This window comes from Massilia putida (genome assembly GCF_001941825.1).
Taxonomy (GTDB): Bacteria; Pseudomonadota; Gammaproteobacteria; order Burkholderiales; family Burkholderiaceae_D; genus Telluria; species Telluria putida.
The window spans coordinates 2,337,717-2,364,255 of record NZ_CP019038.1 but is presented as its reverse complement, the minus strand read 5'-3'; the positions used below and the strand labels follow the sequence as shown (position 1 = coordinate 2,364,255).

General features: G+C 65.9%; 20 protein-coding genes. 16 read left to right on the top strand and 4 right to left on the bottom strand.

The window, feature by feature from the left end; all coding sequences use genetic code 11:
• The first annotated feature begins 112 nt into the window (after positions 1-112).
• Complete coding sequence (ahpF, locus tag BVG12_RS12770; protein ID WP_075792712.1) at positions 113-1,690, top strand: alkyl hydroperoxide reductase subunit F; 1,578 nt, start codon at positions 113-115, stop codon at positions 1,688-1,690.
• A gap of 107 nt (positions 1,691-1,797) precedes the next feature.
• Here ahpF and BVG12_RS12765 read toward each other — a convergent pair whose 3' ends face one another.
• Positions 1,798-2,241 (bottom strand): response regulator, encoded by a 444-nt coding sequence (locus BVG12_RS12765; RefSeq protein ID WP_075792711.1) that lies wholly within the window; start codon positions 2,239-2,241, stop codon positions 1,798-1,800.
• Between the two features lie 522 nt (positions 2,242-2,763).
• On the opposite strand from BVG12_RS12765, the gene BVG12_RS12760 reads away from it, so the two are divergent.
• The 6 genes from BVG12_RS12760 (at position 2,764) to BVG12_RS12735 (ending at position 11,635) form a co-directional block, all read left to right on the top strand.
• On the top strand, positions 2,764-4,476 hold the full coding sequence (locus BVG12_RS12760; RefSeq protein WP_075792710.1) for a RecQ family ATP-dependent DNA helicase: 1,713 nt from the start codon (positions 2,764-2,766) through the stop codon (positions 4,474-4,476).
• A 23-nt stretch (positions 4,477-4,499) separates the two neighbouring features.
• Positions 4,500-5,549, top strand: a complete 1,050-nt coding sequence (locus BVG12_RS12755; RefSeq protein WP_075792709.1) for a ligase-associated DNA damage response exonuclease — start codon at positions 4,500-4,502, stop codon at positions 5,547-5,549.
• Positions 5,542-7,173 (top strand): ATP-dependent DNA ligase, encoded by a 1,632-nt coding sequence (locus BVG12_RS12750; RefSeq protein WP_075792708.1) that lies wholly within the window; start codon positions 5,542-5,544, stop codon positions 7,171-7,173. Before BVG12_RS12755 ends, BVG12_RS12750 begins: the two co-directional genes overlap by 8 nt.
• A complete protein-coding gene (locus BVG12_RS12745) occupies positions 7,170-9,656 on the top strand; it encodes a ligase-associated DNA damage response DEXH box helicase (protein ID WP_075792707.1) in 2,487 nt (828 codons plus the stop codon). The genes BVG12_RS12750 and BVG12_RS12745 overlap by 4 nt, the downstream gene beginning before the upstream one ends.
• Complete coding sequence (pdeM, locus tag BVG12_RS12740) at positions 9,653-10,327, top strand: ligase-associated DNA damage response endonuclease PdeM (protein ID WP_075792706.1); 675 nt, start codon at positions 9,653-9,655, stop codon at positions 10,325-10,327. The genes BVG12_RS12745 and pdeM overlap by 4 nt, the downstream gene beginning before the upstream one ends.
• 201 nt (positions 10,328-10,528) lie before the next feature.
• Positions 10,529-11,635, top strand: coding sequence for a glycine zipper 2TM domain-containing protein (locus BVG12_RS12735; protein ID WP_083684977.1), 1,107 nt, complete (start codon positions 10,529-10,531; stop codon positions 11,633-11,635).
• 83 nt (positions 11,636-11,718) lie between these two features.
• Here the strand turns inward: BVG12_RS12735 and BVG12_RS12730 are convergent, their stop codons facing one another.
• The 3 genes from BVG12_RS12730 to BVG12_RS12720 all read right to left on the bottom strand — a co-directional run bounded on the left by BVG12_RS12730 (position 11,719) and on the right by BVG12_RS12720 (position 14,182).
• Complete coding sequence (locus BVG12_RS12730; protein ID WP_075792704.1) at positions 11,719-12,513, bottom strand: Crp/Fnr family transcriptional regulator; 795 nt, start codon at positions 12,511-12,513, stop codon at positions 11,719-11,721.
• Positions 12,514-12,943: 430 nt separating this feature from the next.
• Entirely contained in the window at positions 12,944-13,588 is a 645-nt protein-coding gene (locus BVG12_RS12725) for a response regulator (RefSeq protein WP_036232923.1), read from the bottom strand.
• Positions 13,589-13,717: 129 nt separating this feature from the next.
• Positions 13,718-14,182, bottom strand: coding sequence for a universal stress protein (locus BVG12_RS12720; protein ID WP_075792703.1), 465 nt, complete (start codon positions 14,180-14,182; stop codon positions 13,718-13,720).
• Positions 14,183-14,551: 369 nt separating this feature from the next.
• Here BVG12_RS12720 and BVG12_RS12715 point away from each other — a divergent pair, with 369 nt between their 5' ends.
• From BVG12_RS12715 to truA, 9 genes are all read left to right on the top strand, one after another.
• Positions 14,552-15,412: a protein phosphatase CheZ gene (locus BVG12_RS12715; protein ID WP_075792702.1), complete on the top strand. Its 861-nt coding sequence runs from the start codon at positions 14,552-14,554 to the stop codon at positions 15,410-15,412.
• Entirely contained in the window at positions 15,412-17,307 is a 1,896-nt protein-coding gene (locus BVG12_RS12710) for a chemotaxis protein CheA (protein WP_075792701.1), read from the top strand. Before BVG12_RS12715 ends, BVG12_RS12710 begins: the two co-directional genes overlap by 1 nt.
• 229 nt (positions 17,308-17,536) lie before the next feature.
• Positions 17,537-18,937: a 3-isopropylmalate dehydratase large subunit gene (gene leuC, locus BVG12_RS12705; protein WP_075792700.1), complete on the top strand. Its 1,401-nt coding sequence runs from the start codon at positions 17,537-17,539 to the stop codon at positions 18,935-18,937.
• 69 nt (positions 18,938-19,006) lie between these two features.
• A complete protein-coding gene (locus tag BVG12_RS12700) occupies positions 19,007-19,129 on the top strand; it encodes a lipoprotein (RefSeq protein WP_075792699.1) in 123 nt (40 codons plus the stop codon).
• A gap of 65 nt (positions 19,130-19,194) precedes the next feature.
• Positions 19,195-19,842, top strand: coding sequence for a 3-isopropylmalate dehydratase small subunit (gene leuD, locus BVG12_RS12695; protein ID WP_075792698.1), 648 nt, complete (start codon positions 19,195-19,197; stop codon positions 19,840-19,842).
• 14 nt (positions 19,843-19,856) lie between these two features.
• Positions 19,857-20,927: a 3-isopropylmalate dehydrogenase gene (gene leuB / locus BVG12_RS12690; RefSeq protein WP_075792697.1), complete on the top strand. Its 1,071-nt coding sequence runs from the start codon at positions 19,857-19,859 to the stop codon at positions 20,925-20,927.
• Between the two features lie 143 nt (positions 20,928-21,070).
• Positions 21,071-22,195, top strand: a complete 1,125-nt coding sequence (asd, locus tag BVG12_RS12685) for an aspartate-semialdehyde dehydrogenase (RefSeq protein WP_075792696.1) — start codon at positions 21,071-21,073, stop codon at positions 22,193-22,195.
• 414 nt (positions 22,196-22,609) lie between these two features.
• Positions 22,610-25,654 carry a motility hub landmark protein FimV gene (locus tag BVG12_RS12680; RefSeq protein ID WP_075792695.1) on the top strand — a complete coding sequence of 1,015 codons (3,045 nt, stop codon included), beginning with the start codon at positions 22,610-22,612 and terminating at the stop codon, positions 25,652-25,654.
• 11 nt (positions 25,655-25,665) lie between these two features.
• Complete coding sequence (gene truA / locus BVG12_RS12675) at positions 25,666-26,472, top strand: tRNA pseudouridine(38-40) synthase TruA (protein ID WP_075792694.1); 807 nt, start codon at positions 25,666-25,668, stop codon at positions 26,470-26,472.
• The last annotated feature ends 67 nt before the right edge of the window (positions 26,473-26,539 follow it).

Genomic DNA, 26,539 nt, shown 5'->3' with positions numbered 1-26,539 from the left:
CAGGCGATCTAACCAGCCGATCTGCCGGTCCAGATTCACTATTTAGATTTCATAGATGCGTCCGCATGTGCGATGCATCGGCCTGAACACGACTGAACGAAAGGATACGATCATGCTCGAACAAGAACTGAAGAACCAACTCGCCGGCTACCTGCAACGCGTCCAGCAACCGTTCGAAATCGTCGCCTCGCTCGACGACAGCGACACCTCCAGGCAGACGCTCGACCTGCTCCAGACGATCCAGGGCCTGCGCGCCGACAAGATCTCCCTGCGCACGGACGGCAACGACGCCCGCAAACCGTCGTTCACCCTGCAGCGCGTCGGCACCGGCACGAGCTTGCGCTTCGCCGGCCTGCCGCTGGGCCACGAATTCACGTCGCTCGTGCTGGCGCTGCTGTGGACGGGCGGCCATCCGCCGAAAGTCGAGGCCGAAACGATCGACGCCATCAAAGCGCTCGACGGCGAGTACAACTTCGAGATGTATATGTCGCTGAGCTGCCATAACTGCCCGGACGTGGTGCAGGCGCTGTCGCTGATGGCCATCCTGAATCCGCGGGTGAAAACGACCGTGATCGAAGGCGGCGCGTTCCAGGCCGAAGTCGAGTCGCGCAAGGTGATGGCCGTGCCGATGGTGTTCCTGAACGGCGAGATGTTCGGCTCGGGCCGCATGATGATCGAAGAGATCGTCGCCAAGCTGGACAAGGGCGCCGGCGCCCGTGACGCCGCGAAGCTGAACGCGAAGGACCCGTACGACGTGCTGATCGTCGGCGGCGGCCCGTCGGGTGCGGCAGCGGCCGTGTACGCAGCCCGCAAAGGCATCCGAACCGGCATCGCGACGGAACGCATGGGCGGCCAGGTGAACGACACGATGTCGATCGAGAACTATATCTCCGTGCTGGAAACGGACGGCCCGAAATTCGCCGCCGCGCTGGAAGCCCAGGTGCGCCACTACGGCGTGGACATCATGACGCAGCAGACCGCGGCGAAGATCATCCCGCCCTCAAGCTCGGGCGAACTGGTCGAAGTGCAGTTCTCGAACGGCGGCTCGCTGAAGTCGAGCACCGTGATCCTGTCGACAGGCGCGCGCTGGAGGAACGTGAACGTGCCGGGCGAGCAAGAGTACAAGAACGCCGGCGTGAACTATTGCCCGCACTGCGACGGCCCGCTGTACAAGGGCAAGCGCGTCGCGGTCATCGGCGGCGGCAACTCGGGCGTGGAAGCGGCGATCGACCTCGCGGGCATCGTCGAGCACGTGACCCTGCTGGAATTCGCGCCGCAGCTGAAGGCGGACGCGGTGCTCGTCAACAAGGTCGAGAGCCTGAAGAACGTGACGATCCACGTGAACGCGCAGACGACCGAGATCACCGGCGACGGCAGCAAGGTGGATGGCATCAAGTTCAAGGATCGCTTGAGCGGTGAAGAGCACCACGTTCCGCTCGCCGGCGTGTTCGTCCAGATCGGCCTCGTGCCGAACACGGAGTTCCTGAAGGGCACGGTGGAACTGTCGCGCTTCGGCGAGATCGTCGTGGATGCGCACGGCCGCACCAATATCCCGGGCGTGTTCGCCGCGGGCGATGCGACGACGACGCCGTTCAAGCAGATCGTGATCGCGGCGGGGGAGGGGGCGAAGGCGGCGTTGTCCGCGTTCGATTACCTGATCCGGATGCCGGTGGCGGTGGAAGCCGCGTAAGTGTTTTCCTGGTCCGGGCGGCGTATCGTCCGGCAGGCAAGGCAGCGTTCCTCCAGAAGGGGGCGCTGCCTTTTTTGTGCGTCGGCCGCCGCGCGCTGGGCGGGCGCTCAGCGCACGGTCGTCGCGGCCTCGCGCATCTGCCGGCGCCGCTGGCCGTCGCGCCGCTCGTAGCGGACGGCGTGCGGCACCGGCCGCGGACCCGTGCCGTCCAGCCCGAATTCGAGCGCGTGGCGCAGCGCGCGCACGGTGACCGGTTTCGTGATGGTGGCGCTGAACGCGTGGTACAGCGGCGGGAACGGCTCGCCCTCATCCAGCAGCAGGATCGTGGGCGTGTCGGGCGCCAGGCGCGACAGTTCGCCGGGCAGGGAACGCCGGTCGCCGGCGGCGTGTGCGCTGGCGGTGAGGATTACGTCGAAGTGCAGGGCCCCGGTGGCGTTCAGCACGGCCCCGACCGTCGTTGTCTCGGCGACCAGGTAGCCGAGCGACTTGAGCAGAGTGGCACTGTGGCGGCGCGCGGCCGCGTCATCGTCGTATAACAGAGCGTACTTCATGGATGAATCCTCCTGCCTCAGGTATGGCGGCTCCTTCGTATTGTTCAACTGCTAATTTGTAACAGACTTGCAACCGCTGCGGCGGTGTACTGGGACGCGCGCAGCCGCGACGGCCGCACGCGGTTCAGGCGGGCAGAGAAACGCGTATTTCCCGGCGCACGGCCGGCGAAGCGGAGCGGTGCTGCATCGTCAATGGAAGAACAACGGCGGCACCCCGCCGAGCGCGTCGGTTGCACAGAGCAGCCACGTTGCCGTGGTCGTCAGGGCGAGGTAGGCTGCGGTCAAGGCTGTCGGGTAGTAGCGGATCATGATGAACCTCCGGGATGCGGGATCCTGTCTTTGTTGATGCCATCTTAGGTCGTGTGCCTTAGAGAAACTATCGGCTGGCAATCCGTCACGCTGTAGGAATAAGCCTCGTGACGATGTATGGGCCGTCGTGGTACCTCGTCGTAGCGATCCTACGGTGCCTGTAGGTTGCGTCCTATGGCGTGTCCACGTGCTCAGGCTTAGAGTGGATTCATCATGACCACACACGACCCCAAACTCCTCCACAAAGGTGTGCTCGCGGTGCGCCGCAACACCATCCGCCGCCTGCTGCGTACCGTGTTCGGCATCGAACACCTGCGCGACGGCCAGCAACGCGTCATCGACAGCGTCCTCGACGGCAAGGACACGCTGGCGATCATGCCCACCGGCAGCGGTAAATCGCTGTGCTACCAGATCCCCGCCCGCATCAAGGACGGCATGACGGTCGTCGTTTCTCCGCTGATCTCGCTCATGAAAGACCAGTTGGAAAAGCTCGGGGAACTCGGCATCCGCGCCGAGCAGGTCAACAGCAGCCTGTCGGCCGAGGAGGAGAGGACGGCGCTGGCCGCGATGCTCGACGGCCGTTGCGAGATCGTGTTCTGCACGCCCGAGCGCCTCACCATGCCCGAATTCGTCGACGTGCTCCGGCGTGTTCCCATCGCCCTCGTGGTCGTCGACGAAGCGCATTGCATCTCGCAATGGGGTCACGACTTCCGCCCGGCCTACCTCGAGATGGCCGGCGCGATCGACGCGCTGGGCCGCCCGCCCGTGCTGGCGCTCACGGCCACGGCGACGGAAGACGTCATCGACGACATCGGCCGCCAGCTGAACCGCCCGCGGATGAATGTCATCAACACGGGCATCTACCGCCCGAACCTGCAGTACGGCGTCGTGCAGGTGACGAACCCCGACGAAAAATTCCAGGAGGCGCTGCGCCTCGTGCGCGAGACGGCGGGGACGGGCATCGTCTACGCGGCCACCGTCAAGGCGGCGGAAGAGATGCACCAGCTGTTGCTGGATGCCGGCGAGTCCGTCACGCTCTACCACGGCAAGCTGCATGCCGCCGAGCGCCGCGCGAACCAGGACCTGTTCATGAACGACGAGCGGCGCGTGATGGTGGCGACGAACGCGTTCGGCATGGGCATCGACAAGCCGGACACGCGCTTCGTCATCCACCTGCAGATCCCCGCCAACCTGGAAGCGTATTACCAGGAATCCGGCCGCGCGGGCCGCGACGGCCAGGACGCCCGCTGCACGCTGCTGTTCCTGCAGGACGACAAGCGCGTGCAGCAGTTCTTCCTCGTGAAGCACTACCCGACGGCCGAGGAGATCCGCGCCGTGTACGAGGCCGTGCGCGAACTCCTGGACAACGAAACGGCGACGCCCGACCGCGTCGAGGACGTGGCGGGCGACCTCGCCGGGCCGCACCTGAAAGTCTGCCTGAAGCTGCTGAAGGATGCGAAGCTGCTGCGCCAGAACCGCAAGCTGGCATACGCGCTGGGCAGCGCGGAGCCTGCCGATAAACTGTTCGCGGCGATGGCCGAGGTGTATCGCCAGAAGCAGGAGCGCGACAAGGAAGCGCTGGAACAGATGGTATCGTATGCCGTCAGTGGTTTCTGCCGCTGGAAGCTGCTGCTCGATTACTTCGGCGACGAGGTCGAAGGGTTCGAGAAGTGCTGCCGCTGCGACAACTGCCTGAATCCGCCGGCCGCCGTGCTCCTTGACGATATCGAGATCCGCGACGACGAATTCGACCGCGAACCGGAAGGCGATGCGCCGGCCGGCCCGGCGTTCGAGTCGGGGGCGCGCGTGACGGTGCCCAAGTATGGCGAGGGCGTCGTGCTGTCCGTCGCCGGGGACCAGGTCAACATCGAATTCCCGGACGGCGAGCAGCGCGCCTTCGTCGCCGATTTCGTCGCGCCGGCATAAAATACAAGGAGGACGCCAACCGCATGGGAGACATGGTCGTCGTACGCAAGGAAGGCCTGTACTGTGTGCCGGGCCAGTTCTACATCGACCCCTGGCGGCCGGTGGACCGGGCCGTCATCACCCATGCGCACGGCGACCATGCGCGCTGGGGCCACAAGCACTACCTGGCCTCGCAGCAAAGCGTCGGCATCCTGAAGTCGCGGCTCGGCCAGGACATCAATATCGAGGGCGTCGACTATGGCGAAAAAATCGTCCACAACGGTGTGACGATCTCGCTGCACCCGGCCGGCCACGTGCTGGGATCGAGCCAGATCCGGATGGAGTACGAGGGCGAGATCTGGGTCGCATCGGGCGATTACAAGGTCGAGCCCGACGCCACCTGCGCGCCGTTCGAGGCCGTGCGCTGCCACACCTTCATCACGGAATCCACGTTCGGCCTGCCGATCTACCGCTGGGATCCTCAGCAGGACGTGTTCGACGAGATCAACCGCTGGTGGCGCCGCAATGCCGATGAAGGCCGCACGAGCGTCCTGTATGCCTATGCGTTCGGCAAGGCGCAGCGGCTGCTCAGCGGCCTCGATCCATCCATCGGCCCCATCGTCTGCCACGGCGCCGTCGAGCCGCTGAACCGCATCTACCGCGAGGGCGGCGTGGCCTTGCCGCACACGCAGCTCGTCAGCGAAACGGACAAGGCGGACCTGAAAAAGGCGCTCGTGCTGGCACCGCCGTCCGCATCGGGCTCGCCCTGGACGCGCCGCTTCGGCGATTATTCCGACGCCTTCGCCAGCGGCTGGATGCTGCTGCGCGGCGCGCGCCGGCGGCGCGGCGTCGACCGCGGCTTCGTGCTGTCCGACCACGCCGACTGGCCCGGCTTGCTGGACGCGATCCACGCGACGGGCGCGCAGCAGGTCATCGTCACGCACGGCTCGATTCCCGTGATGGTGCGCTGGCTGTGCCAGATCGGGCTCGATGCGAAAGCGTTCGACACGGAGTATGGCGAGGAGGACGACGAAGCCGTCGGCGCGACGCCCGGCGAGCCGCAAGCGCCTGCGGAGGAGGCGAAGGATGCGTGAATTCGCCCGCCTGTACGCCGAACTCGACGAAACCACCGCCACCAACCGCAAGCTCGAGGCGCTGCAGAACTACTTTGCCAGCGCCGCCCCGGAAAACGCCGCGTGGGCCGTGTACTTCCTCGCCGGCGGCAAGCCGCGCCAGGCCGTGCCGAGCAAGCTGCTGCGCCAGTACGCGATCGAGTACGCGGGCCTGGACGACTGGCTGTTCGACGAATCGTATGCGGCGGTCGGCGACACGGCCGAGACCATCGCCCACATCCTGCCGCCGCCCAAGCGCGCGAGCGACGTCGGCCTGGCCGTCTGGATGGAAGAGCGCATCGGGCCCCTGCGCGGCGCCGATCCGGGCACGATCCGGGCGGCGCTCTTTTCCTACTGGGACGAGCTCACGTGGAGGGAGCGCTTCCTGTTCGTGAAGCTGATCGGCGGGGGCTTTCGCGTCGGCGTGTCGAAGCTGCTCGTCACGCGCGCGCTGGCCTCCATCGCGGCCGTCGATTCGAAGCTGATCGCCCAGCGCCTGATGGGGTGGACGGATGGCCGCGTCAAACCGACGGCGGCCGGCTTCCTGCAACTGATCGCGGCGGAGAACCACGACGAGCACAAGCTGCGCGGCGGCCAGCCTTACCCGTTCTTTCTCGCGCACCAGCTGCAGGGCGACCCTGCTGCGCTCGGCGACATGGGCGACTGGCAGGTCGAGTGGAAGTACGACGGCATCCGCGCCCAGCTCGTGCGGCGCGGCGGCCAGAATTACCTGTGGTCGCGCGGCGAAGACCTCATCACGGAGCGCTTTCCCGAACTGGCGGGGATCCATCTGCCGGAAGGGACGGTGGTCGACGGCGAGGTGCTGGTCTGGACCGAGGGCGACGCGCCCGCGCCGTTCGCCGACCTGCAGAAGCGCATCGGCCGCAAGACGCTATCGAGCAAGCTGCTGGCCGAGCTGCCCGCCGTGCTGCTCGCGTACGACTTGCTGGAACTGGACGGCGTCGACACGCGCGCGCTGCCCCAGCACGAACGGCGCGCGCTGCTGGAGACGCTCGTCACGGGTGCCGCGCAACCGCGGTTGCGGATTTCTCCCCTCGTCACGGCCGACAGCTGGGAGGATCTCGGCAAGTTGCGCGCCGAATCGCGCGCGCGCGGCGTCGAAGGCATGATGCTCAAGGCGAAGGATGCGCAATACGGCGTGGGCCGCACGAAGGACGTGGGCACATGGTGGAAGTGGAAGATCGATCCGTATGCCGTCGACGCGGTGCTGATCTATGCCCAGGCGGGCAGCGGCCGGCGCGCGTCGCTCTACACGGACTACACGTTCGCCGTGTGGGACGGCGAGGGCGATGCGCGCAAGCTCGTCCCGTTCGCGAAGGCGTATTCCGGCCTGACGGATGCGGAGATCGCCCAGGTCGACAACATCATCCGCAAGACGACGGTGGAAAAATTCGGGCCCGTGCGGTCCGTGCGGCCGACGATGGTGTTCGAGATCGGCTTCGAGGGCATCGCCCTGTCGACCCGCCACAAGGCCGGCATCGCCGTGCGTTTTCCGCGCATCCTGCGGCGGCGCGACGACAAGACGGTCGAGCAGGCCGATACGCTCGATACGTTGAAGGGACTGCTGGGAGCAGTGACGCCATGACGAAGGCGCAGGCAGAGCAGGCGGTCGACGCGTGGTTCGCGGCGCGCGGCTGGAAGGTGTTCCCGTTCCAGCGCGCCGTGTGGAAGGCCGCGCTGGCCGGCGAATCGGGCCTGCTGCACGCGAACACGGGCGCGGGCAAGACCTACGCTGTCTGGTTCGCGGCGCTGCTGCGGGGAGCCAATCGCAGCAGGCGCGCAAACACGGGCCTGCGCGTACTGTGGATCACGCCGATGCGCGCGCTGGCCGCGGACACGCAGCGCTCGCTGGAAACGTCGGCGGCCGAGCTTTCGGCCGCGAGCCCGGACGCCATCGGCATGTGGAGCGTCGGCTCGCGCACGGGCGACACGGGCGCGGCCGAGCGCGCGCGCCAGTCGAAATCGCTGCCGGGCGTGCTGATCACGACGCCGGAAAGCCTGTCGCTGCTGCTGTCGCATGCGGCCGCGCGCGACCAGTTCAAGCACCTGGACATGATCGTCATCGACGAGTGGCACGAGCTGATGGGCAGCAAGCGCGGCGTGCAGGTGCAGCTGGCGCTGGCGCGGCTGCGGCGCTGGAATCCCGGTCTCGTCGTGTGGGGCCTGTCGGCCACGATGGGCAATCTGCTTGACGCGCGCAGCGTTCTGCTGGGCGATCCGGACGGCGGCGTGCTCGTCGAGGGCGACCTGAAAAAACAGATCGTCGTCGACTGCCTCGTGCCGCCCAACGTCGCACGCTTTCCGTGGGCCGGCCACCTGGGCCTGCAGATGCTGCAGCCGGTGATCGACGAGATCGAGCACCACGAGGCGACGCTGATCTTCACGAACACGCGCTCGCAATCGGAGCTGTGGTACCAGAACCTGATCGAAGCGCGTCCCGACTGGGCCGGCCTCGTCGCGCTGCACCACGGCTCGCTCGACCGCGAGGTGCGCGAATGGGTCGAGACGGGGCTCAAGCGCGGCGACCTGAAAGCCGTCGTGTGCACGGCGAGCCTCGACCTCGGCGTGGATTTTCTGCCCGTCGAGCGCGTGCTGCAGGTCGGCAGCGCCAAGGGTATCGCGCGGCTGCTGCAGCGGGCAGGGCGCAGCGGCCACGCGCCGGGACGCATCTCGCGCGTGACGCTCGTGCCCACGAACAGCCTGGAATTGCTGGAGGCGGCGGGCGCCAAGCGCGCGGTCGCGACGCGCCGCATCGAGGCGCGGCAGGTGCCCAACAAGCCGTTCGACGTGCTCGTGCAGCATCTCGTCACCGTCGCGCTGGGCGGCGGCTTCCGTTCCGAGGAACTGTACGACGAGGTGAGGAGTGCGTGGTCGTACCGGCACTTGACGCCCGAGGAGTGGCAGTGGGCGCTGGACTTCGTCGCGCGCGGCGGCCGGAGCCTGACGATTTATCCGGAATACCAGCGCGTGCTGCCGGACGAGGAGGGCGTCTATCGCGTGCCCGACGCGAAGATCGGCCGGCGCCACCGCATGGGGATCGGCACCATCGTGTCGGACGCGCAGATGCAGGTGAAATATGTGAGCGGCGGCCGCATCGGCAGCGTGGAGGAATCGTTCATCGGGCGCATGAAACCGGGCGACCGCTTCCTGTTCTCCGGCCGCATCCTGGAACTCGTGCGCGTCCACGAGATGACGGCGTTCGTGAAGCGCTCGGACTCGACGCGCGGCGCGGTCAGCCGCTGGCAGGGCACCAAGATGCCGCTGTCGTCCGAGCTCGCGCACGCGGCGCTGGAAGAACTCAAGCTGGCCAGCGAGGGCGTGTTCGACGGGCCGGAGATGCGCGCGCTGCAGCCGCTGCTGGAGATCCAGGCCCGCTGGTCGGCGCTGCCCGGCAGCGATGTGCTGGTCGTGGAAAGCATGAAGAGCCGCGAGGGCTACCACCTGTTCGTCTATCCGTTCGCGGGCCGCGCCGTCCACACGGGCCTCGCGTCGCTGTTCGCGTACCGCGTGGGGCGCGTCATGCCCAGCACGTTTTCCGTCGCCATCAACGACTACGGCTTCGAATTGCTGGCGCCGGAACACGTCGACTGGGCCACCGTGTTCAAGGCGGAGACGGGCGCCGACGTCGGCCTGTTCGACACGTCGCATCTGCTGGAGGACGTGCTGGACAGCCTGAACGCGACGCAGCTCTCGCAGCAGCGCTTCCGCGAAGTGGCGCGCATCGCGGGGCTCGTGTTCCAGGGGTATCCGGGGCAGCCGAAATCGCTGCGCCAGGTGCAGGCGTCGTCGTCGCTGTTCTTCGAAGTCTTCCGCAAGCACGACAGCGGCAACCTGCTGCTCACGCAGGCCGAACGCGAAGTGCTGGAGCAGGAACTGGAACTCACGCGCCTGCGCGACACGCTCGTCGAGCTGCACGCGCGCCGCGTCGCCTTCCGCGAGGTCAAGCGCGCCACGCCGTTCGGCTTTCCTCTGATGGTCGAGCGTTTCCGCGAAAAGGTCAGCACGGAAAAGCTGGCGGACCGCGTCGCGCGCATGGTGCGTGAACTGGAAAAGGCGGCCGAGGCATGACGATCGCGGGCAGCGTTTCGATCGACGTGGGCGGCGAGCAGCTGGTGCTGCTGCCGCAAAAGGCCGTCGTGTGGCCGCGCGAAAAGCTGCTGGCCATCGCCGACATCCACTTCGGCAAGGCGGCCGCGTTCCGCTCGTTCGGCATCCCCGTGCCGCGCGGGACGACGAGCGAGAATCTCGATGCGCTCGACGCCCTGATCGATGCGACGGGCGCCGACCACGTGCTGTTCCTGGGCGACTTCCTGCACGCGCGCGCGGCGCACGCGGCCGGCACGCAGGCCGCGATGCTGGCGTGGCGCCGCCGCCGCTGCGACCTCATCCTGACGCTCGTGCGGGGCAACCACGACAAGCACGCGGGCGACCCGGCCGAGGTGCTCGGCATCGACCTCGTCGACGAGCCGTACACGGTCGGCCCGTTTTCCTTCTGCCATCACCCGGACCTGGATGCGCCTGGCTATGTATTGGCGGGTCATGTGCACCCAGTTTATGTCTTGGCGACACGTTTTGACGCTTTGCGCCTCCCGTGTTTTGTCTTAGGGCCACGTCGGATGATCCTGCCATCATTCGGATCTTTTACCGGTGGGCACGCCATCCGTCCGGAAGCGGGTGACCGCATTTTCGTTACCTCCGGGGAAGCCGTGCACAGCGTGAAGGCGAACCTATCTCGGTAGTCGATGGCCTGACGAGCTCGTGCTGCGTTGCTCGTCGTTGCATGGATGGACCATGCGGCCTCCTCGCGCCTTGCCCGCGCTCGCCACGCATCGCCATCAGGTTCCGTCTGCCTACCGAGATAGGTTCGCTAACGCACCGAGCCCGGCTGGGGCCAGGCGTAAGCTGGTCATATCGACAACAAGACGAAGTCGGAGGACCCCATGGCAACAACCCGACAGACATTGGCCGCGGCCGTGGTGGCCGCGCTGCCTCTGCTCTCGATGACCGTGACGACGCCCGTGCTCGCGGAGGACCACCCGCGCGCGGCACGTCTGGCGCCCCGCATCGACGGTTTCAACGTGGACGAAGTGCGGCGCCTGGAACCCGGCACCGAATTGAACTTCGACCTGTACGGCACGCCGGGCGGCTATGCCACGCTGCGCATCGACGGCGCCACGCGCAACCTGACGCTGACGGAAACGTCGCCCGGCACCTACCAGGGCACGTACACGATCGGTACGCACGACCGTATCGGGCCGTCCAGCGCCGTCACCGCCAACCTGCGCGTGAACGATATGGTGACGACGCGGCTGCTGGCCGAATCGATCGTGCGCGGTCCCGGCCGCGATGACGACCGTAACGACCGCACGGCGTCCGCCATGCCGCACGTCGACCGTTTCGACGTGCGCGGCAGCGACGACCTCGGTCCGGGCAACGAGCTGAAGTTCACGGTGCACGGCACGCCGGGCGCCAAGGTCGAGGTGCAGATCGCCGGTTCGCGCGGCATCTTCTTCCTGCCGGAGGTACGGCCGGGTGAGTACAGCGGCCTGTACACGATCCGCCGCGACGACCGCATCGCGCCGGACGCCGCCGTGACGGCCACGATCCGCGCCAACGGCCGTTACTCGGTCGCCACGCTGGGTCAGCCGCTGGTGGCGGGCGGCAATGGCCAGGGCATCAACCCGCCGGGCAGCCAGCCGCGCGTGGCACGCTACTGCACGAATTGCGCGACGGTGGAAGCCGTCAACGTGGTGCAGGTGAGCGGCGACGGCAGCTATCTGGGGACCGGCGCGGGCGCCGTCGTGGGCGGCTTGCTGGGCAACCAGGTCGGCAGCGGCAGCGGGCGCACGGCGGCCACCGTGGCCGGCGCCGTGGGCGGTGCGATCGCGGGCCGCGAGATCGAGCGCAACGCACGCGCCAGCCAGCGCTATGAAATCGTCGTGCGCTACCCGAACGGCGCCACGCAGACGATTCCGTATGAAAATAATCCGGGCTTCCGCGTCGGTGACCGGGTGAAGGTCAGCGATGGCGTGCTGATCCGCGACTGACTCCCGCGCTCGAAAACAGAAAGCCGGCTTCCACCCCGGAACCGGCTTTTTTCATTCGACGACAGGAATCGACAGGCGAAAGCTCACACGGTGGCCAGCACCTGGCCATCGCCGGAGGCATCTGTTTCGGCCTTGTGCTTGGCGTTTTGCTTGGCGCGCGAGCGCGACGGCGGCAGGCGGCGCAGGGTTTTGAGGGCTTCCGGATCTTTGATGCCGATGGTGCGCTGGTCGACCGTGATCAGGCCGATTTCATTGAAAGCGGACAAGGTACGGCTCACCGTCTCGAGCGTCAGGCCGAGATAGCTGCCGATTTCATGGCGCGTCATGCGCAGGTTGAACAGCTTGCTCGAATAGCCCATCGCGGCGAAGCGGTCCGCCAGCGAGATCAGGAAGCGGGCCACGCGGGCTTCGGCGGACAGGGCGCCCAGCATGCCGATCATGGCCTGTTCGCGCACCAGTTCGCGGCTCATCACGCCGTACATCAGGTTCTCGAGTTCGGCATGCACGCGGCCGAGGGCCGTGAGTTTCTTGAACGGGACCAGGATCAGGTCGCAGTCGGACAGGGCGACCGCTTCCGATGCGTAATGGCGGGTGTGGATGCCGTCGACGCCGAGCATGTCCCCCTTCATCGGGAAGCTGAGCACCTGCTCGTTGCCGAATTCGTCGATCAGCACGGTTTTGAGGAAGCCGGAATTGACAATGTACAGCGTGTCGAACGCCTGCCCGATCGTGTGTACCCGTTGGCCGGTCTTGAATTGCACGTGCTGGAACAACAGTTCTTCCGTGTTCATCGATACGGCGGCCGGGATGTGGAGCAGGTCGCAGACCTCTTTCAAGTTCGACCAGAGACGGCCCTGGCGCTGGCGTCCGGCTTCCATCTGTGACGAGTGCAGGGTCGACGGGGAGGCGTTACGTTGTTCTGAAGTTAGCTGGGACTGCATACTCATCTCCAGGTTTAGGATTTCAAAGAAGCAAGTTGCGATCCGGTGATGCCGGTGCGGTGTCGGGGCACGAAGCTGACTGGACACGGATATAGACCGCAGGCAAGTCGAAACGCTGAAGTCAGTATGCCAACACGAGTCCGGCATTAATATCAGCAACGGCTGAATGTGCAGTAGGAGGGGGCGTCAGGCTGTAGGAATTTTCTTACCGTTGACCGAACCACCAGGGGGAATTACGAATGAAACGCGGGGTAGGATCCGAGGAAGAGCGCTGCCCTGCGCATTAAAAATTATTCCTTTGGCAGGGCACAAATAGTGTCGTTGAAATGGCTTTTATGAAATGGTTTTTATCTCGCGTGGCGCGCTGTCAGGCTTTCATCGGTGCGAGCAGACGGTGCGCAACCGCGTACTGGACCATTTCCGACAGCGAGGTCATGCCCATTTTCTGCATGATGCGGGTTTTGTGGGTGCTGACCGTCTTGACGGACAGGTGCAGGTTGTTGGCGATCTCGGTGATCGATTTGCCGCCCACGAGCAGGGAGAATACTTCGAATTCACGATCCGAGAGTTGCTTGTGCAGTAGCTGTTCGTTCGGCGCCATGATGTTCAGCGCCAGCTGTTCGGCCACTTCCGTGCTGATGTAGGGCCGGCCCGACGCCACCTTGCGGATCGCGCCGACGAGCTGCGTGCCCGCGCTTTCCTTGGTGAGGTAGCCCTGGGCGCCCGCCCGGATGGCGCGCACGGCGTACTGCTCTTCCTCGTGCATCGTCAGGATCAGGATGGCGAGCTTGGGCGCCTCGCTGCGCACCTGGCGGATCAGGTCGACGCCGCTGCGCCCCGGCATGGACAGGTCCAGCAGCAGCAGGTCGAAGCCGCCCTGGCGCACCAGCGACAGCACTTCGAAACCGTTGATGGCCTCGCCCACGATCTCGATGTCGAGCGCCCCGTCGAGAATACGCTTGAGACCTTCGCGCATGATCGTGTGGTCGTCGGCGATGACAATGCGAATCATATGATGTCCCCAAGGGATCAATTGTAAAATGGAAGGTAAAAAGATATCACAGCAGCAACACTGCCGTTGCTTTTTTTGGGACAATGCCTACTGTCCGATATCGCGGTGACGCGACTTCCGGTAAACCGTTCAGGTGCCGGGCTCCCGGATCAGCCGGTGCACCAGCACGGGCTTGCTGGTATGCGACAGCACCTTATTGGTCACGCTACCTAGCAACAATTGCCCCCAGCCGCTGCGGCCGTGCGAACCCATGAAAATCAAGTCGCAGTGTTGCTGTTCCGCCACGTCGACGATCTTGAGTGCCGGCGAGTCGGAAAACGCCGTCATGCATGCATGCTTGAGGCTGCAACCTTCCGCCGAGCGCATGATCGAGCCCATGTATTCCAGGCCCAGCCGCTGCATCTGTTCGACGTATTCCTCCTCGCTCGGGTAGGCGGGCGGCACGATCTCGACGTAGACTGGGTACTGGTACTCGGGCGCGACGAACAGGGCGAGCACTTCGGCCCCCATCTGTTGTGCGAATTTGACGCCGGCGCAGGCCGTGTGCTGCGATACGGTGGAGCCGTCGGTGGTGATCAGAATCTTCTGGTACATGGTGAGCCCTCCCTCACGTCACGCTACTCCCTCATTGTAGTTCGCGTTTCACCTCTTGGCAGAACGTAAATGATTGATCTTGCTCAGCGATGTGCTCGGCAGCCCGCGGACAAATACCGGTTGTCACAAATGCCTCCGCGATAAAAAAATACAACAGATGCTTTGCGAAAATATTCAGAAATGGCTGTAAAAGATTGTCAACAGGCCAAGATTACTCACCAATCGGCAACGCGGGCATTTCAGAAGATTTACCTACGGCAACCACACTGATACACTCGTCGGAAATTTGTACCGTCAACATACCGACGGCAGCCGTACCGCACACAGCAAAGATCATCGCGACATTTAAATTATGGAGAAGCAGGGACTATGACCGACGCCGCTGACGATTTCGACGCATTATTCGAGGAAGTGGCAGCGCAGCGTGCCAGCGCACCCGCAGCCGCTCCGACGCCCGCAGCAGCGCCCGAACCCGCAGCCGGCGGCGACAGCGGCGATTCCGACGACCTGGAAGCCTTGTTCGACCAGGTCGCGGCCACCAGCGCCCCGGCTCCGGCCGTCGTGTCCGCCCCGGCTGCACCGGCCGCCGCCCCGGCAGAGGCCGGCGAGGAAAAAGGCATGTACGAGCGCCTGGGCGGCATCGTGCGCCTGTTGCATGACTCGCTGCGCGAACTGGGCTACGACAAGGCGCTGACCGAGGCATCGTCCCAGATCGTGGACGCGCAGGACCGCCTGGAATACGTCGCCAGCCTGACCGAACAGGCCGCCAACAAGGTGCTGAACACCCTGGACGACGGCATGCCGGCCCAGGATTTGCTGTCCAAGCAGGCCAAGGACATGGAAAACCGCTGGGACGACCTGTTCGCGGGCAAGCTCTCGATCGAACAATTCAAGGCCCTGGCCGGCGATTCGAAGCAGTTCGCCCAGCTGGTGTCGGAAGCGACGGAAGCCGAGAAGGCGCGCCTGCTCGAGATCATGATGGCCCAGGATTTCCAGGACATCACCGGTCAGCTGATCAAGAAAGTGGTCATCATTACCAAGACGGTCGAGAACGAGCTGACCCAGCTGCTCAAGGACAGCGCGCCGCCGGACGTCAAGGAAAAGCTGGCGCAGAAGCAGCAGGCCGCCGCGCAGGAACAGCCACAGCCGCTCATGCAGGGTCCGTCGGTGCCGTCCGCGGCGCTCGACCAGGACAGTGTCGATGATCTTCTTGCCGATCTGGGATTCTAATGGATGAAATGCTCAAGGATTTCGTCGTCGAGGCGATGGATCTTGCAGCGAATGTCGAAGAGCATCTGCTGCACCTCGAACGCGATCCGGACAACAAGGAAACGCTGAACGCGGTCTTCCGTTCGTTCCACACCATCAAGGGTGGCGCGGGCTTCATGGGGTTGCCGGCGCTCGTCGCGGCCTGCCACCTGACGGAAAACCTGTTCGACGCGCTGCGCACCGGCGCGGCGCCCGTCACGCCCGCCGCGATCGAAGCGTCGCTGCAGGCGTCCGGCTTCGTGGCGGACCAGCTGAGCGACCTGAACAACGGTGCCACGCCGGACCAGCTGCCGCAGATGCCGGCGGACCTCGAGCGCATGCTCAAGGATGCCATCGCCGGCAACGATGCCGCACCGAAGGCCGCGCCTGCGCCCAAGGCCGCACCGGCGCCCGCGCCGGTCGCGGCTGCGCCGGCACCGGTGGCTGTCGCCGCGCCGGTCGCGGCACCGGCTGCGCCGGGCGCCGACGGTCTCGACTGGGAAGCGATGTTCATGGCGGTCGTCCCGCCGGGCACCTACACGCCGGACACTGCGCCGGTCGCAGCCGTCGAGGCAGCCGCCCCGGCGGTCGCGCCCGTACAGGCGGCGCCCGCCGAAGCTGCGGCATCGGGCAAGCCGGGCTGGGACGGCATCGAGCGCCGCAACGAGCCCAAGCCGGCCAGCACCGGTCCCGCGAAGGACGAGAGCATCCGTATCGACGCGGTCAAGCTGGACGCGCTGCTGGAAGTGGCCGGTGAATCCGTGCAGGCCGCGAACCAGGCCGCCGTGCTGCTGGAGCGCCTGTCGCAGTTCAAGTTCGAGGGCCAGGCCGCCACGCTGATGGCGACCCTGACCGAGACGCTGGAACGCGCCTCGCGCTACTCGGCCGAGCTGCAGCGCGCCACGCTGGCCACCCGCATGCAGCCGGTCGGCCGCCTGTTCCAGAAATTCCCGCGCCTCGTGCGCGAACTGGCGAAGGACCTCGGCAAGGACGTCGAGCTGACCATCGAAGGCGCCGAGACGGAAGTCGACCGCGTCGTCGTGGACAGCCTGTACGACCCGCTCGTCCACATGCTGCGCAACGCGCTGGACCACGGCGTCGAATCGCCGGAAGACCGCGTCGCGGGCGGCAAGCCGGCCAAGGCGTTCATCCTGCTGAAAGCGTGGCAGGAAGCGAACAGCGTCATGATCGTGCTGCAGGACGACGGACGCGGCATGGACCCGGCCAAGCTGCGCAAGAAGGCGATCGAAAAGGGCCTCATCTCCGACAACCAGGCCACCAGCGACGACGAGGCGTACCAGCTCGTGTTCCTGCCGGGCTTCTCGACCAAGGAAGTGGCGTCGTCGGTCTCGGGCCGCGGCGTGGGCATGGACGTGGTCAAGACGGCCGTCGAGAAAAACCGCGGCGCGATCCGCATCGACTCGAACCTGGGCAAGGGCACGAAGTTCTCGATCCGCCTGCCGATCGAACTGTCGATCGTCCCGACCATGCTCGTGTCGACGTCGGGCGCGCAGCTGGCGCTGCCGATGGCCGTCGTCGAACGCGTCGTCGAGCTGCCGGAGACCTTCATGCAGGTCGGCGGCGCCCCGGTGCTGAAAGACCAGGGCCGTCCGCTGCCGGTGCGTTCGCTGGCGCTGTCGCTCGGCTACGAGGCATGCGTGGAGCGCGTTGGCATCGTCATCAACGCCCCGCAGCCGTACATCATCGCGGTGGAAGCCGTCGACGGCACGGCCGACCTGGTGATCAAGCCGATGACGGCGCTGAACGTCGAAGGCATCACCGGCACCGCGCGTTCGGCCGAAGGTTCACTGGTGCTGGTCGTCGGCCTGTCGTTCCTGATGGACGGTTGCCGCTCGACGGTGCGTCTGGCTGCATAAAGGGGCATAAAAGCGGTTGCGTCATTTTTGCTACAAAGCTACGAAAAGCCTGCGCAGGAAATGCGCAGGCTTTTTTTATTTGTGATCTTGATTTTCCATCCTAATAAAATTTTTATATGGATGAGTTCATTGGCATAATCGTGCTCGAAGGACCTTGCTTCCGCATTGCACAAATATGGCATAATCAAAGACCATGCCCGCATGTAGCGGTCGTTTCACTGGATTTAACATGTTAAAAACGCTCTACGACAAACTTTGGGATTCGCATGTCGTGCGTGCCGATGCGGATGGCACCACCGTGCTGTATATCGACCGTCACCTGGTCCACGAAGTCACCAGCCCTCAGGCGTTCGAAGGCCTGCGCGAAGCGCACCGTCCGCTATGGCGCACTTCGGCCAATCTTGCCGTAGCCGACCACAACGTGCCGACTACCGACCGCTCGCACGGCATCGCCGATCCGACTTCGCGCCTGCAGGTCGAGACGCTGGACAGCAACGCCAAGTCCTTCGGCCTCACGTACTTCAACATGAACGACAAGCGCCAGGGCATCGTGCACGTGATCGGCCCGGAGCAGGGCGCGACCCTGCCGGGCATGACCGTCGTCTGCGGCGATTCGCACACGTCGACGCACGGCGCGTTCGGCGCGCTGGCGCACGGCATCGGCACGTCGGAAGTCGAGCACGTGCTGGCCACGCAGACGCTGCTCGCGAAGAAATCCAAGGCGATGCTGGTGCAGGTCGACGGCGACCTGCCGCCGGGCGTGACCGCCAAGGACATCGTGCTGGCCGTGATCGGCAAGATCGGCACGGCCGGCGGCACGGGCTATGCCATCGAATTCGGCGGCTCGACGATCCGCTCGCTGTCGATGGAAGGCCGCATGACCGTCTGTAACATGGCGATCGAAGCGGGCGCGCGCGCCGGCATGGTCGCCGTCGACGACACGACGATCGACTACGTCAAGGGCCGTCCGTTCGCGCCCGTCGGCCCTCAGTGGGAACAGGCCGTCGCCTACTGGCGCACGCTGCACTCGGACCCGGGCGCGAAGTTCGACCTGGTCGTGCAGCTGAACGCCGCGGAGATCCGTCCGCAGGTGACCTGGGGCACGTCGCCCGAGCAGGTCACGACGATCGACGGCCGCGTGCCCGATCCGGACAAGGAAAAGGATCCGGTCAAGCGCGACGCGATGGAAAAGGCCCTGGTCTACATGGACCTGAAGCCGAACACCGCGATGGAAGACATCCGTATCGACAAGGTGTTCATCGGTTCCTGCACCAACTCGCGCATCGAGGATCTGCGCGCCGCGGCCGCCGTCGTGCGCGGCCGCCAGCGCGCCTCGAACGTCAAGCTGGCGATGGTGGTGCCGGGCTCCGGCCTCGTGAAGGAACAGGCGGAACGCGAAGGCCTGGACCAGATTTTCAAGGCCGCCGGTTTCGAATGGCGCGAGCCGGGCTGCTCGATGTGCCTGGCGATGAACGCCGACCGCCTGGAACCGGGCGAGCGCTGCGCGTCGACGTCGAACCGCAACTTCGAAGGCCGCCAGGGCCAGGGCGGGCGCACGCACCTGGTGTCGCCGGCGATGGCCGCGGCGGCAGGTATCGCGGGTCACTTCGTGGATGTACGTAAAATCTAATCTGATAATTCGGGGTCGGAGCACGGATTTCTCGGGTGTGCTCCGACCCCCGCTGACTACAGCTTGCAAATGAAGAAAATCATCGCTCTCGCACTGATCGCAATCGCCGTCACCGGCTGCAACACCATCTCCGGCGTCGGCAAGGACGTGCAGAAGGTCGGCCAGGTGATCACGGGCGCCGGCGGAAAATAATTGACGTGCACATGCCGCCGACTTCGGGCTCTGGCCCCTGCGGAGGCAAATAACAAGGCAGCATTATGGATAAATTCACCGTACACGAAGGACTGGTGGTCCCGCTGGACCGGGCCAACGTCGACACCGACGCCATCATTCCGAAGCAATTCCTCAAGTCGATCCGCCGCACCGGCTTCGGCCCCAACCTGTTCGACGAGTGGCGCTATCTCGACCACGGCGAGCCGGGCATGGACAACAGCAAGCGCCCGGTCAATCCGGATTTCGTGCTGAACGAGCCGCGCTACGCGGGCGCGTCGATCCTGGTGACGCGCAAGAATTTCGGTTGCGGCTCTTCGCGCGAGCACGCGCCGTGGGCCCTGCAGCAGTACGGCTTCCGCGCCGTGATCGCGCCGAGCTTCGCCGACATCTTCTTCAACAACTGCTTCAAGGGCGGCCTGCTGCCGATCGTCCTCACCGAAGCCCAGGTCGACCACCTGATGAATGAAGTCAAGGCCTTCCCCGGCTACAAGCTCGTCGTCGACCTCGAGAAGCAGACCGTGGGCACGCCGGACGGGCGACTCGCGTTCGAATTCGCCATCGACGACTTCCGCAAGTACTGCCTGCTGAACGGCCTGGACGACATCGGCCTGACCCTGCGCCACGCCGACGACATCCGCGCCTTCGAAGAGCGCCACCTGCGCGCGCAGCCGTGGCTCGCCAACACCATCTGAACGAGAACAAGAACATGAAGATTGCCATCCTGCCGGGCGACGGCATCGGTCCCGAAATCACCGCGCAAGCCGTCAAGGTCCTGAACGCGCTGGGCGAATCGTTCGAACTGGAGAGTGCGGACGTCGGCGGCGCGGGCTATGCCGCGCACGGCCATCCGCTGCCGCAGGGTACGCTGGCGCTGGCGAAGGCCGCCGACGCCGTGCTGTTCGGCGCGGTCGGCGACTACAAGTACGACACGCTGGAGCGCGCGCTGCGTCCGGAGCAGGCCATCCTGGGCCTGCGCAAGGAACTCGGCCTGTTCGCCAACCTGCGTCCCGCGATCCTGTATCCGGAACTGGCCGGCGCGTCCACGCTCAAGCCCGAAGTCGTGTCCGGCCTGGACATTCTGATCATCCGCGAGCTGACGGGCGACATCTACTTCGGCAAGCCGCGCGGCGTGCGCGAATGCCCGGACGGTCCGTTCGCGGGCCAGCGCGAAGGCTTCGACACGATGCGCTATGCGGAAGGCGAGATCCGCCGCATCGCCCACGTCGCGTTCCAGGCCGCGCGCAAGCGCGACCGCCGCGTGACGAGCGTCGACAAGGCCAACGTGCTGGAGACGTTCCAGTTCTGGCGCGACATCGTCACCGACGTGCACAAGGAATACCAGGACGTCGCGCTCGAACACATGTACGTCGACAACGCCGCGATGCAGCTCGTGCGCGCGCCGAAGAAATTCGACGTCATCGTCACCGGCAACATGTTCGGCGACATCCTGTCGGATGCGGCCGCGATGCTGACCGGTTCGATCGGCATGCTGCCGTCGGCGTCGCTGGACGCGAACAACAAGGGCCTGTACGAGCCGTCGCACGGTTCGGCGCCGGACATCGCGGGCAAGGGCGTCGCGAATCCGCTGGCGACGATCCTGTCCGCCGCCATGATGCTGCGGTTCTCCCTCGGCAAGCTTGACCAGGCCGACCGCATCGAGAACGCCGTCAAGAAGGTGCTGGCCCAGGGCCTGCGCACGCCGGACATCTACGAAGAAGGCACGACGCGCGTCGGCACGGAACAGATGGGCGACGCCGTCGTCAACGCGCTGGCTTGATCGGACGTTACGAACGTTCAAGGTGGGCGCGGGGTGCCCACCCTACGGCATGTCAAACCTAGGGTGGGCTCCCCGAGCCCACCAAATGCAGGCAATCAGGAATACGCCGATTGGGGCGGAATAACTTTAAACGAGGGATCAAAATGAAATTAGTAGGTCTGGTTGGTTGGCGCGGCATGGTCGGTTCGGTCCTCATGCAGCGCATGCAGGACGAGGGCGATTTCGCCCACATCGAGCCGGTGTTCTTCACCACGTCGAACCCGGGCGGTGACGCCCCGAAGATGGCGAAGAACGAAACCAAGCTGAAAAGCGCAACCGACATCGCCGAACTGTCGAAATGCGAGATCATCATCTCGTGCCAGGGCGGCGACTACACGACCGAAGTGTTCCCGAAACTGCGCGCCAGCGGCTGGAACGGCTACTGGATCGACGCCGCGTCGACGCTGCGCATGAACGACGACGCCGTCATCGTGCTCGACCCGGTCAACTCCGACGTCATCAAGTCGGCATTGAGCCGCGGCGTGAAGAACTTCATCGGCGGTAACTGCACCGTGTCGTGCATGCTGATGGGCCTGGGCGGCCTGTTCAAGCACGACCTGGTCGACTGGATGACGTCGATGACGTACCAGGCCGCATCGGGCGGCGGCGCGCAGCACATGCGCGAGCTGCTGACCCAGTTCGGCACCATCAATTCGGCCGTCAAGAACCTGCTGGACGATCCGGCATCGGCGATCCTGGAAATCGATCGCGGCGTGCTGGCCACCCAGCACGGCATGTCGGCCGACGAAACCAAGCAGTTCGGCGTGCCGCTGGCCGGCAACCTGATCCCCTGGATCGACAAGGACCTGGGCAACGGCCAGTCGAAGGAAGAGTGGAAGGGCGGCGCCGAGACCAACAAGATCCTGGGCCGCAACGCTGCCGGCAACAATGTGATTCCGGTCGACGGCCTGTGCGTCCGCATCGGCGCGATGCGCTGCCACTCGCAGGCGCTGACCATCAAGCTCAAGAAGGACGTGCCGCTGGACGAGATCAACGACATCATCGCCGGCGACAACCAGTGGGTGAAGTTCGTGCCGAACACGCGCGAAGCGTCGGTGCGCGACCTGACCCCGGCCGCCGTCACGGGCAGCCTGACGATCCCGGTCGGCCGCGTGCGCAAGATGTCGATGGGCCCGGAATACATCTCGGCGTTCACCGTCGGCGACCAGCTGCTGTGGGGCGCCGCCGAGCCGCTGCGCCGCATGCTGCGCATCGTCCTGGACAAGTGATGTAATCTGTCGCCTGAGGGCGCGAAAAGGGCGGCCGGCAGGCCGCCCTTTTCATTTTGGCCCGGGGCTTCAGCACGTCGTTCTCGCGCAGGCGGGACCCATGCTGAGTGTTCGAAGTCAGCTATCAAAAGGACACATGGTCTTTCCAATGTACGGGGTCCGGTCGTTCAGCATCGGCGGGAAGAGCCAAGTGGGCTGTTCCCGCCTGCGCGGGAACGACGTGGTTGAGTTACGTATCGAATTGACACCAAACCATCCAAAAAACATCACAAGTTTGAATAGACCGTCTACATATCTCAGACTCGCTGAATGTTTCTCCCCGCAGAACTTGCATGCCACAGTGCATGATGATATGTTGCTGGGACCTCCGGGCATGGTCGTTCGCCCCCGTCAACCCACTCCGCTTTCGAATCTATGCATGTCACTCACCGCCTCCCGATGAAGTCGTCCGCGCTGAAGAAGCTCACCGCGGCGGTCGCAAGTGCGCTGGTCCTGACGTCCGCGGCGCATGCGGCCGGTCTCGGCAAGCTCACGGTGTTGTCCGCGCTCGGCCAGCCGCTGCGCGCCGAGATCGAATTGACGGCGGTGTCCGGAGACGAGGCGTCCGGCCTCACGGCCAAGCTGGCGTCGCCGGATGCGTTCAAGGCGGCCAACATCGATTTCAATCCGGCCCTGCTGTCGCTGCGCTTCAATGTCGAGCAGCGCGGCGGCCGCCAGTTCATCCGCGTCAGCTCCACGCAGCCGCTGAACGAGCCGTTCGTCGACATGCTGCTGGAACTGTCGTGGAACAACGGCCGCCTCGTACGCGAGTACACGTTCCTGCTCGACCCGGCCGAGCTGCGCGCGACGCAGTCGGCCCAGGTCGCGGCCAGCGAGACGCGCGCCGCGCCGGCCCCGCGCTCGCAGGCGGCACCGGCGCCGTCGACCATGGACGCTGCGCGTCCTCAGGAAATGGAGCGTATTGCTGGCCGTCCGCAGCGCCGCAACGATCGCGCGGCCGCGGAAGGCGAGGGCGCCGCGTCGTCGAAGTACCGCGTCAAGCAGGGCGACAGCCTGGGCCGCATCGCCGCCCAGCTCAAGCCCGTCGACGTATCGCTCGACATGATGCTCGTCGCGCTGTACCGCGCCAATCCGGATGCCTTCATCGGCAACAACATGAACCGCCTCAAGTCGGGCCGCATCCTGACCGTGCCCTCGGCCGACGTTGTGCGCGGCACGGACGACACCGAGGCGCATGGCGTCGTCGTCGCCCACGCGGCCGATTTCAACGCCTACCGCAACAAGCTGGCGGGCCAGGTGGGCGCGTCCGAGCCCGTCAAGACCCCGGAGCCGGGACAGAGCGCGGCCGGCAAGATCACGGCCAAGGTCGAGGAACGCCCGACGGCCGCCAACGAATCCCAGGACAAGCTGCGCTTGTCGAAGGCCGCGCCCGATCTGCCTTCCGGCAAGGGCACGACGATGAGCACCGAGGACCGCATCGCCAAGGAAAAAGCCCTGGCCGATGCGCAGGCGCGCGTGCGTGAGCTCGAACGCAATGTGAACGACCTCGAGAAGATCGCCACGATCAAGAGCCGTGCCGGCGCCGAAGCGGAAAAGAACGCGTCGACGCCGCCCGCGCCGGCTCAGCCGTCCGCGACGCCGGCGAAACCGCCGGTCGCCGCCGCGACCGCGCCGCAGGACCAGCCCGCGGCCAAGAAGCTGCCGTCCATCAAGCCCGCCGCGAAACCGGCCGCACCGCCGGAACCGGGCCTGCTGGACTTCATCATGAACAACCTGCCGCTGGTCGGCGGTGCCGCGGCTGCGCTGCTGCTGGGCGGCCTGCTCGTCGCCCAGCGCCGCAAGAAGACGGTTGTCAAGACCGTCGCTGAACCGTCGATCCTCGGCGTGCCGGCCGAGCCGGCGCACTCGATGTTCGCCGAGACGGGCGGGCAGAGCGTCGACACGAACAACAGCGTCTTCAATTCCAGCTTCGCGCCGTCGGCCAGCCAGCTCGACACGAACGAAGTGGATCCGGTCGCGGAAGCCGACGTCTACATCGCCTACGGCCGCGACGCGCAAGCCGAGGAAATCCTCAAGGAAGCCCTGCGTACGCATCCGGAGCGTTATCCGGTGCGCCTGAAGCTGCTCGAGATCTATGCCGCGCGCAAGGACCAGCGCGCGTTCGAGGCGCAGGCCACGGAGCTCTACACCATGACGCGCGGCCAGGGCGACGAATGGGCGCAGGCTGCCGCGCTGGGCCTGTCGATCGATCCGCTCAACCCGCTGTACGCGCACAGCGCCGCGCCGGCCGGCCCGGCGCCCAGCACCGAGGAACTGGGCCAGAAGGTTTTGCTGTCGAAGGAACTGGACGATGTATTCAGCGCGCCGGCCGCCCCGCCCGCGGCAGAAACTCACCTGAACGAGACGGCGCCCGCACCGCTCGACGAGCCGATGGATTTCAGCCAGCATTTCGCCGACGCGATGGCGACGGCCCAGCCGGCACCGACGCCCGTGACCAACGCACCGTCGACCGAACCGGCGCCGGTGGAAGACGACCACATGCTCGACTTCGACCTGGGTGGCCTGGCCTTCGAACCCGTCGAGCAGGCGAACGCGCCGCAAGCGGCGCAGCCGCTCGCCGACATGGGCGACGTGCCCGATCTCGAATTCGACATGAGCGCCTTCGAGCAGCCGACCGCCGCGCCGGCGCCGGCCGCAGCGGCCGAACCGAGCGCGCCGGCCGAGGCGGCCGCGTCCCTCGACAAGGCCGAGCACGACCCGCTCGACTTCTCGTTCGATATGGATTTCGCCGCCCCGGCCGAGAATCCGGTGCCGCAGCTGGAAGTGCACACGGATGACGACTTGCTGGCTCCGGCCGCGGCAACCGCCGCCGCGGCCGACATCGAGATGGCCAACCTGGCGCGCGAGTTCGACCTGCCGGACCTGCCGACGGAACTGCAGGCCAGCCTGCCGGCCGAGCCGGAGCCGCACGCCGCAGCCGCGGAGCGGGACCCGCTGTTCGACCTCGACGCGATGGACTTCGATGTGCCCGAGACGCCGCGCGCGTCCAGCCCGGCGTCGATCCCGACGGCCGCGCTGGACGAGCACCTGTTCGACATTCCGGCCACGCCGGCGCCGGCCGAATCGATGTTCGCCGAGCCGGACCGCATCGTGCTCGAACCGGCCGCGCCGCAATTCGACATGGGCGGCTTCGACCTCGACCTGCCGGCCGACGGTTCGTTGCCGCTGCCGGAAGTGCAGGCGTTGTCCGAGCCGGCATTCGCGGCGCCGGCCGCGCCGGCCGATACGGCCGCGCTGTCGGCGGCCCACATGGAGATGGAGACGAAGCTGGATCTCGCCATCGCCTACCAGGAAATCGGCGACAAGGAAGGGGCGCGCGAGCTGCTCGACGAAGTCATCCGCGGCGGCAATCCCGAGCAGGCGGCACGCGCCAGCTCGATGCGCTCTGCACTGGCGTAAGGTAAGACGGTTTGACACGCATCGCTTTGGGTGTCCAGTACGTGGGCACCGCCTGGAACGGGTATCAGAAACAACCATCGCGCGACACGGTCCAGGATCAGCTGGAAATCGCGCTCGAAAAATTCGCCTGCACGCCGCTCGCGACGACGTGCGCCGGCCGCACCGACGCCGGCGTGCACGCCATCGAGCAGGTCGTCCATTTCGACACGGACCTCGAACGCGCGCCGCAATCATGGGTCCGCGGCACGAACGCCTTCCTGCCCGAGTCGATCGTGGTGCGCTGGGCCCACGTGGTCGCGCCCGATGCCGAGGGCCAGGATTTTCATGCGCGCTTCTCGGCCCGCTCGCGCACCTATCACTACGTGCTGTACAACCACGCCAACCCGTCCGCGCTGCTGGCGGGACGCGCCGGCTGGGTGTTTCGTCCGCTCGACGTCGAGCGCATGCGCGAAGCGGCCGCGCACCTGATCGGCACGCACGACTTTTCCAGCTTCCGCGCGTCCGGCTGCCAGGCGAATTCGCCCGTGAAGCAGATGCATGAAGTCGGCATCCAGCGCACGGGCGACGTCATCGTGTTCACGGTGCGGGCCTCGGCGTTCCTGCATCATATGGTGCGCAACATCGTCGGTTCGCTGATCTACGTGGGCACGGGGCGCAACGAGCCGGGCTGGATGGCCGAGGTGCTGGACGCGCGCTCGCGCGACGCCGCCGCGCCGACCTTCATGCCGGATGGGCTGTACCTTGCTACAATCGACTACGATCCGAAGTGGGGCTTGCCGCAGGAGCAAAGGGTTCAGAGCCCGGTGTTGCCTTTTTAGGAAGCAGAGGGTCAGAGCCCGGTGTTGCCTTTTTAGGGGCTCTGACCCCGGTTCCTAGCCGCTCAGC

Bases quoted from the DNA above. Each gene is read 5' to 3' on its own strand.
- ahpF (WP_075792712.1), top strand. From the start codon at position 113: ATGCTCGAACAAGAACTGAAGAACCAACTCGCCGGCTACCTGCAACGC.
- BVG12_RS12765 (WP_075792711.1), bottom strand. From the start codon at position 2,241: ATGAAGTACGCTCTGTTATACGACGATGACGCGGCCGCGCGCCGCCAC.
- BVG12_RS12760 (WP_075792710.1), top strand. From the start codon at position 2,764: ATGACCACACACGACCCCAAACTCCTCCACAAAGGTGTGCTCGCGGTG.
- BVG12_RS12755 (WP_075792709.1), top strand. From the start codon at position 4,500: ATGGGAGACATGGTCGTCGTACGCAAGGAAGGCCTGTACTGTGTGCCG.
- BVG12_RS12750 (WP_075792708.1), top strand. From the start codon at position 5,542: ATGCGTGAATTCGCCCGCCTGTACGCCGAACTCGACGAAACCACCGCC.
- BVG12_RS12745 (WP_075792707.1), top strand. From the start codon at position 7,170: ATGACGAAGGCGCAGGCAGAGCAGGCGGTCGACGCGTGGTTCGCGGCG.
- pdeM (WP_075792706.1), top strand. From the start codon at position 9,653: ATGACGATCGCGGGCAGCGTTTCGATCGACGTGGGCGGCGAGCAGCTG.
- BVG12_RS12735 (WP_083684977.1), top strand. From the start codon at position 10,529: ATGGCAACAACCCGACAGACATTGGCCGCGGCCGTGGTGGCCGCGCTG.
- BVG12_RS12730 (WP_075792704.1), bottom strand. From the start codon at position 12,513: ATGGAAGCCGGACGCCAGCGCCAGGGCCGTCTCTGGTCGAACTTGAAA.
- BVG12_RS12725 (WP_036232923.1), bottom strand. From the start codon at position 13,588: ATGATTCGCATTGTCATCGCCGACGACCACACGATCATGCGCGAAGGT.
- BVG12_RS12720 (WP_075792703.1), bottom strand. From the start codon at position 14,182: ATGTACCAGAAGATTCTGATCACCACCGACGGCTCCACCGTATCGCAG.
- BVG12_RS12715 (WP_075792702.1), top strand. From the start codon at position 14,552: ATGACCGACGCCGCTGACGATTTCGACGCATTATTCGAGGAAGTGGCA.
- BVG12_RS12710 (WP_075792701.1), top strand. From the start codon at position 15,412: ATGGATGAAATGCTCAAGGATTTCGTCGTCGAGGCGATGGATCTTGCA.
- leuC (WP_075792700.1), top strand. From the start codon at position 17,537: ATGTTAAAAACGCTCTACGACAAACTTTGGGATTCGCATGTCGTGCGT.
- BVG12_RS12700 (WP_075792699.1), top strand. From the start codon at position 19,007: ATGAAGAAAATCATCGCTCTCGCACTGATCGCAATCGCCGTCACCGGC.
- leuD (WP_075792698.1), top strand. From the start codon at position 19,195: ATGGATAAATTCACCGTACACGAAGGACTGGTGGTCCCGCTGGACCGG.
- leuB (WP_075792697.1), top strand. From the start codon at position 19,857: ATGAAGATTGCCATCCTGCCGGGCGACGGCATCGGTCCCGAAATCACC.
- asd (WP_075792696.1), top strand. From the start codon at position 21,071: ATGAAATTAGTAGGTCTGGTTGGTTGGCGCGGCATGGTCGGTTCGGTC.
- BVG12_RS12680 (WP_075792695.1), top strand. From the start codon at position 22,610: ATGCATGTCACTCACCGCCTCCCGATGAAGTCGTCCGCGCTGAAGAAG.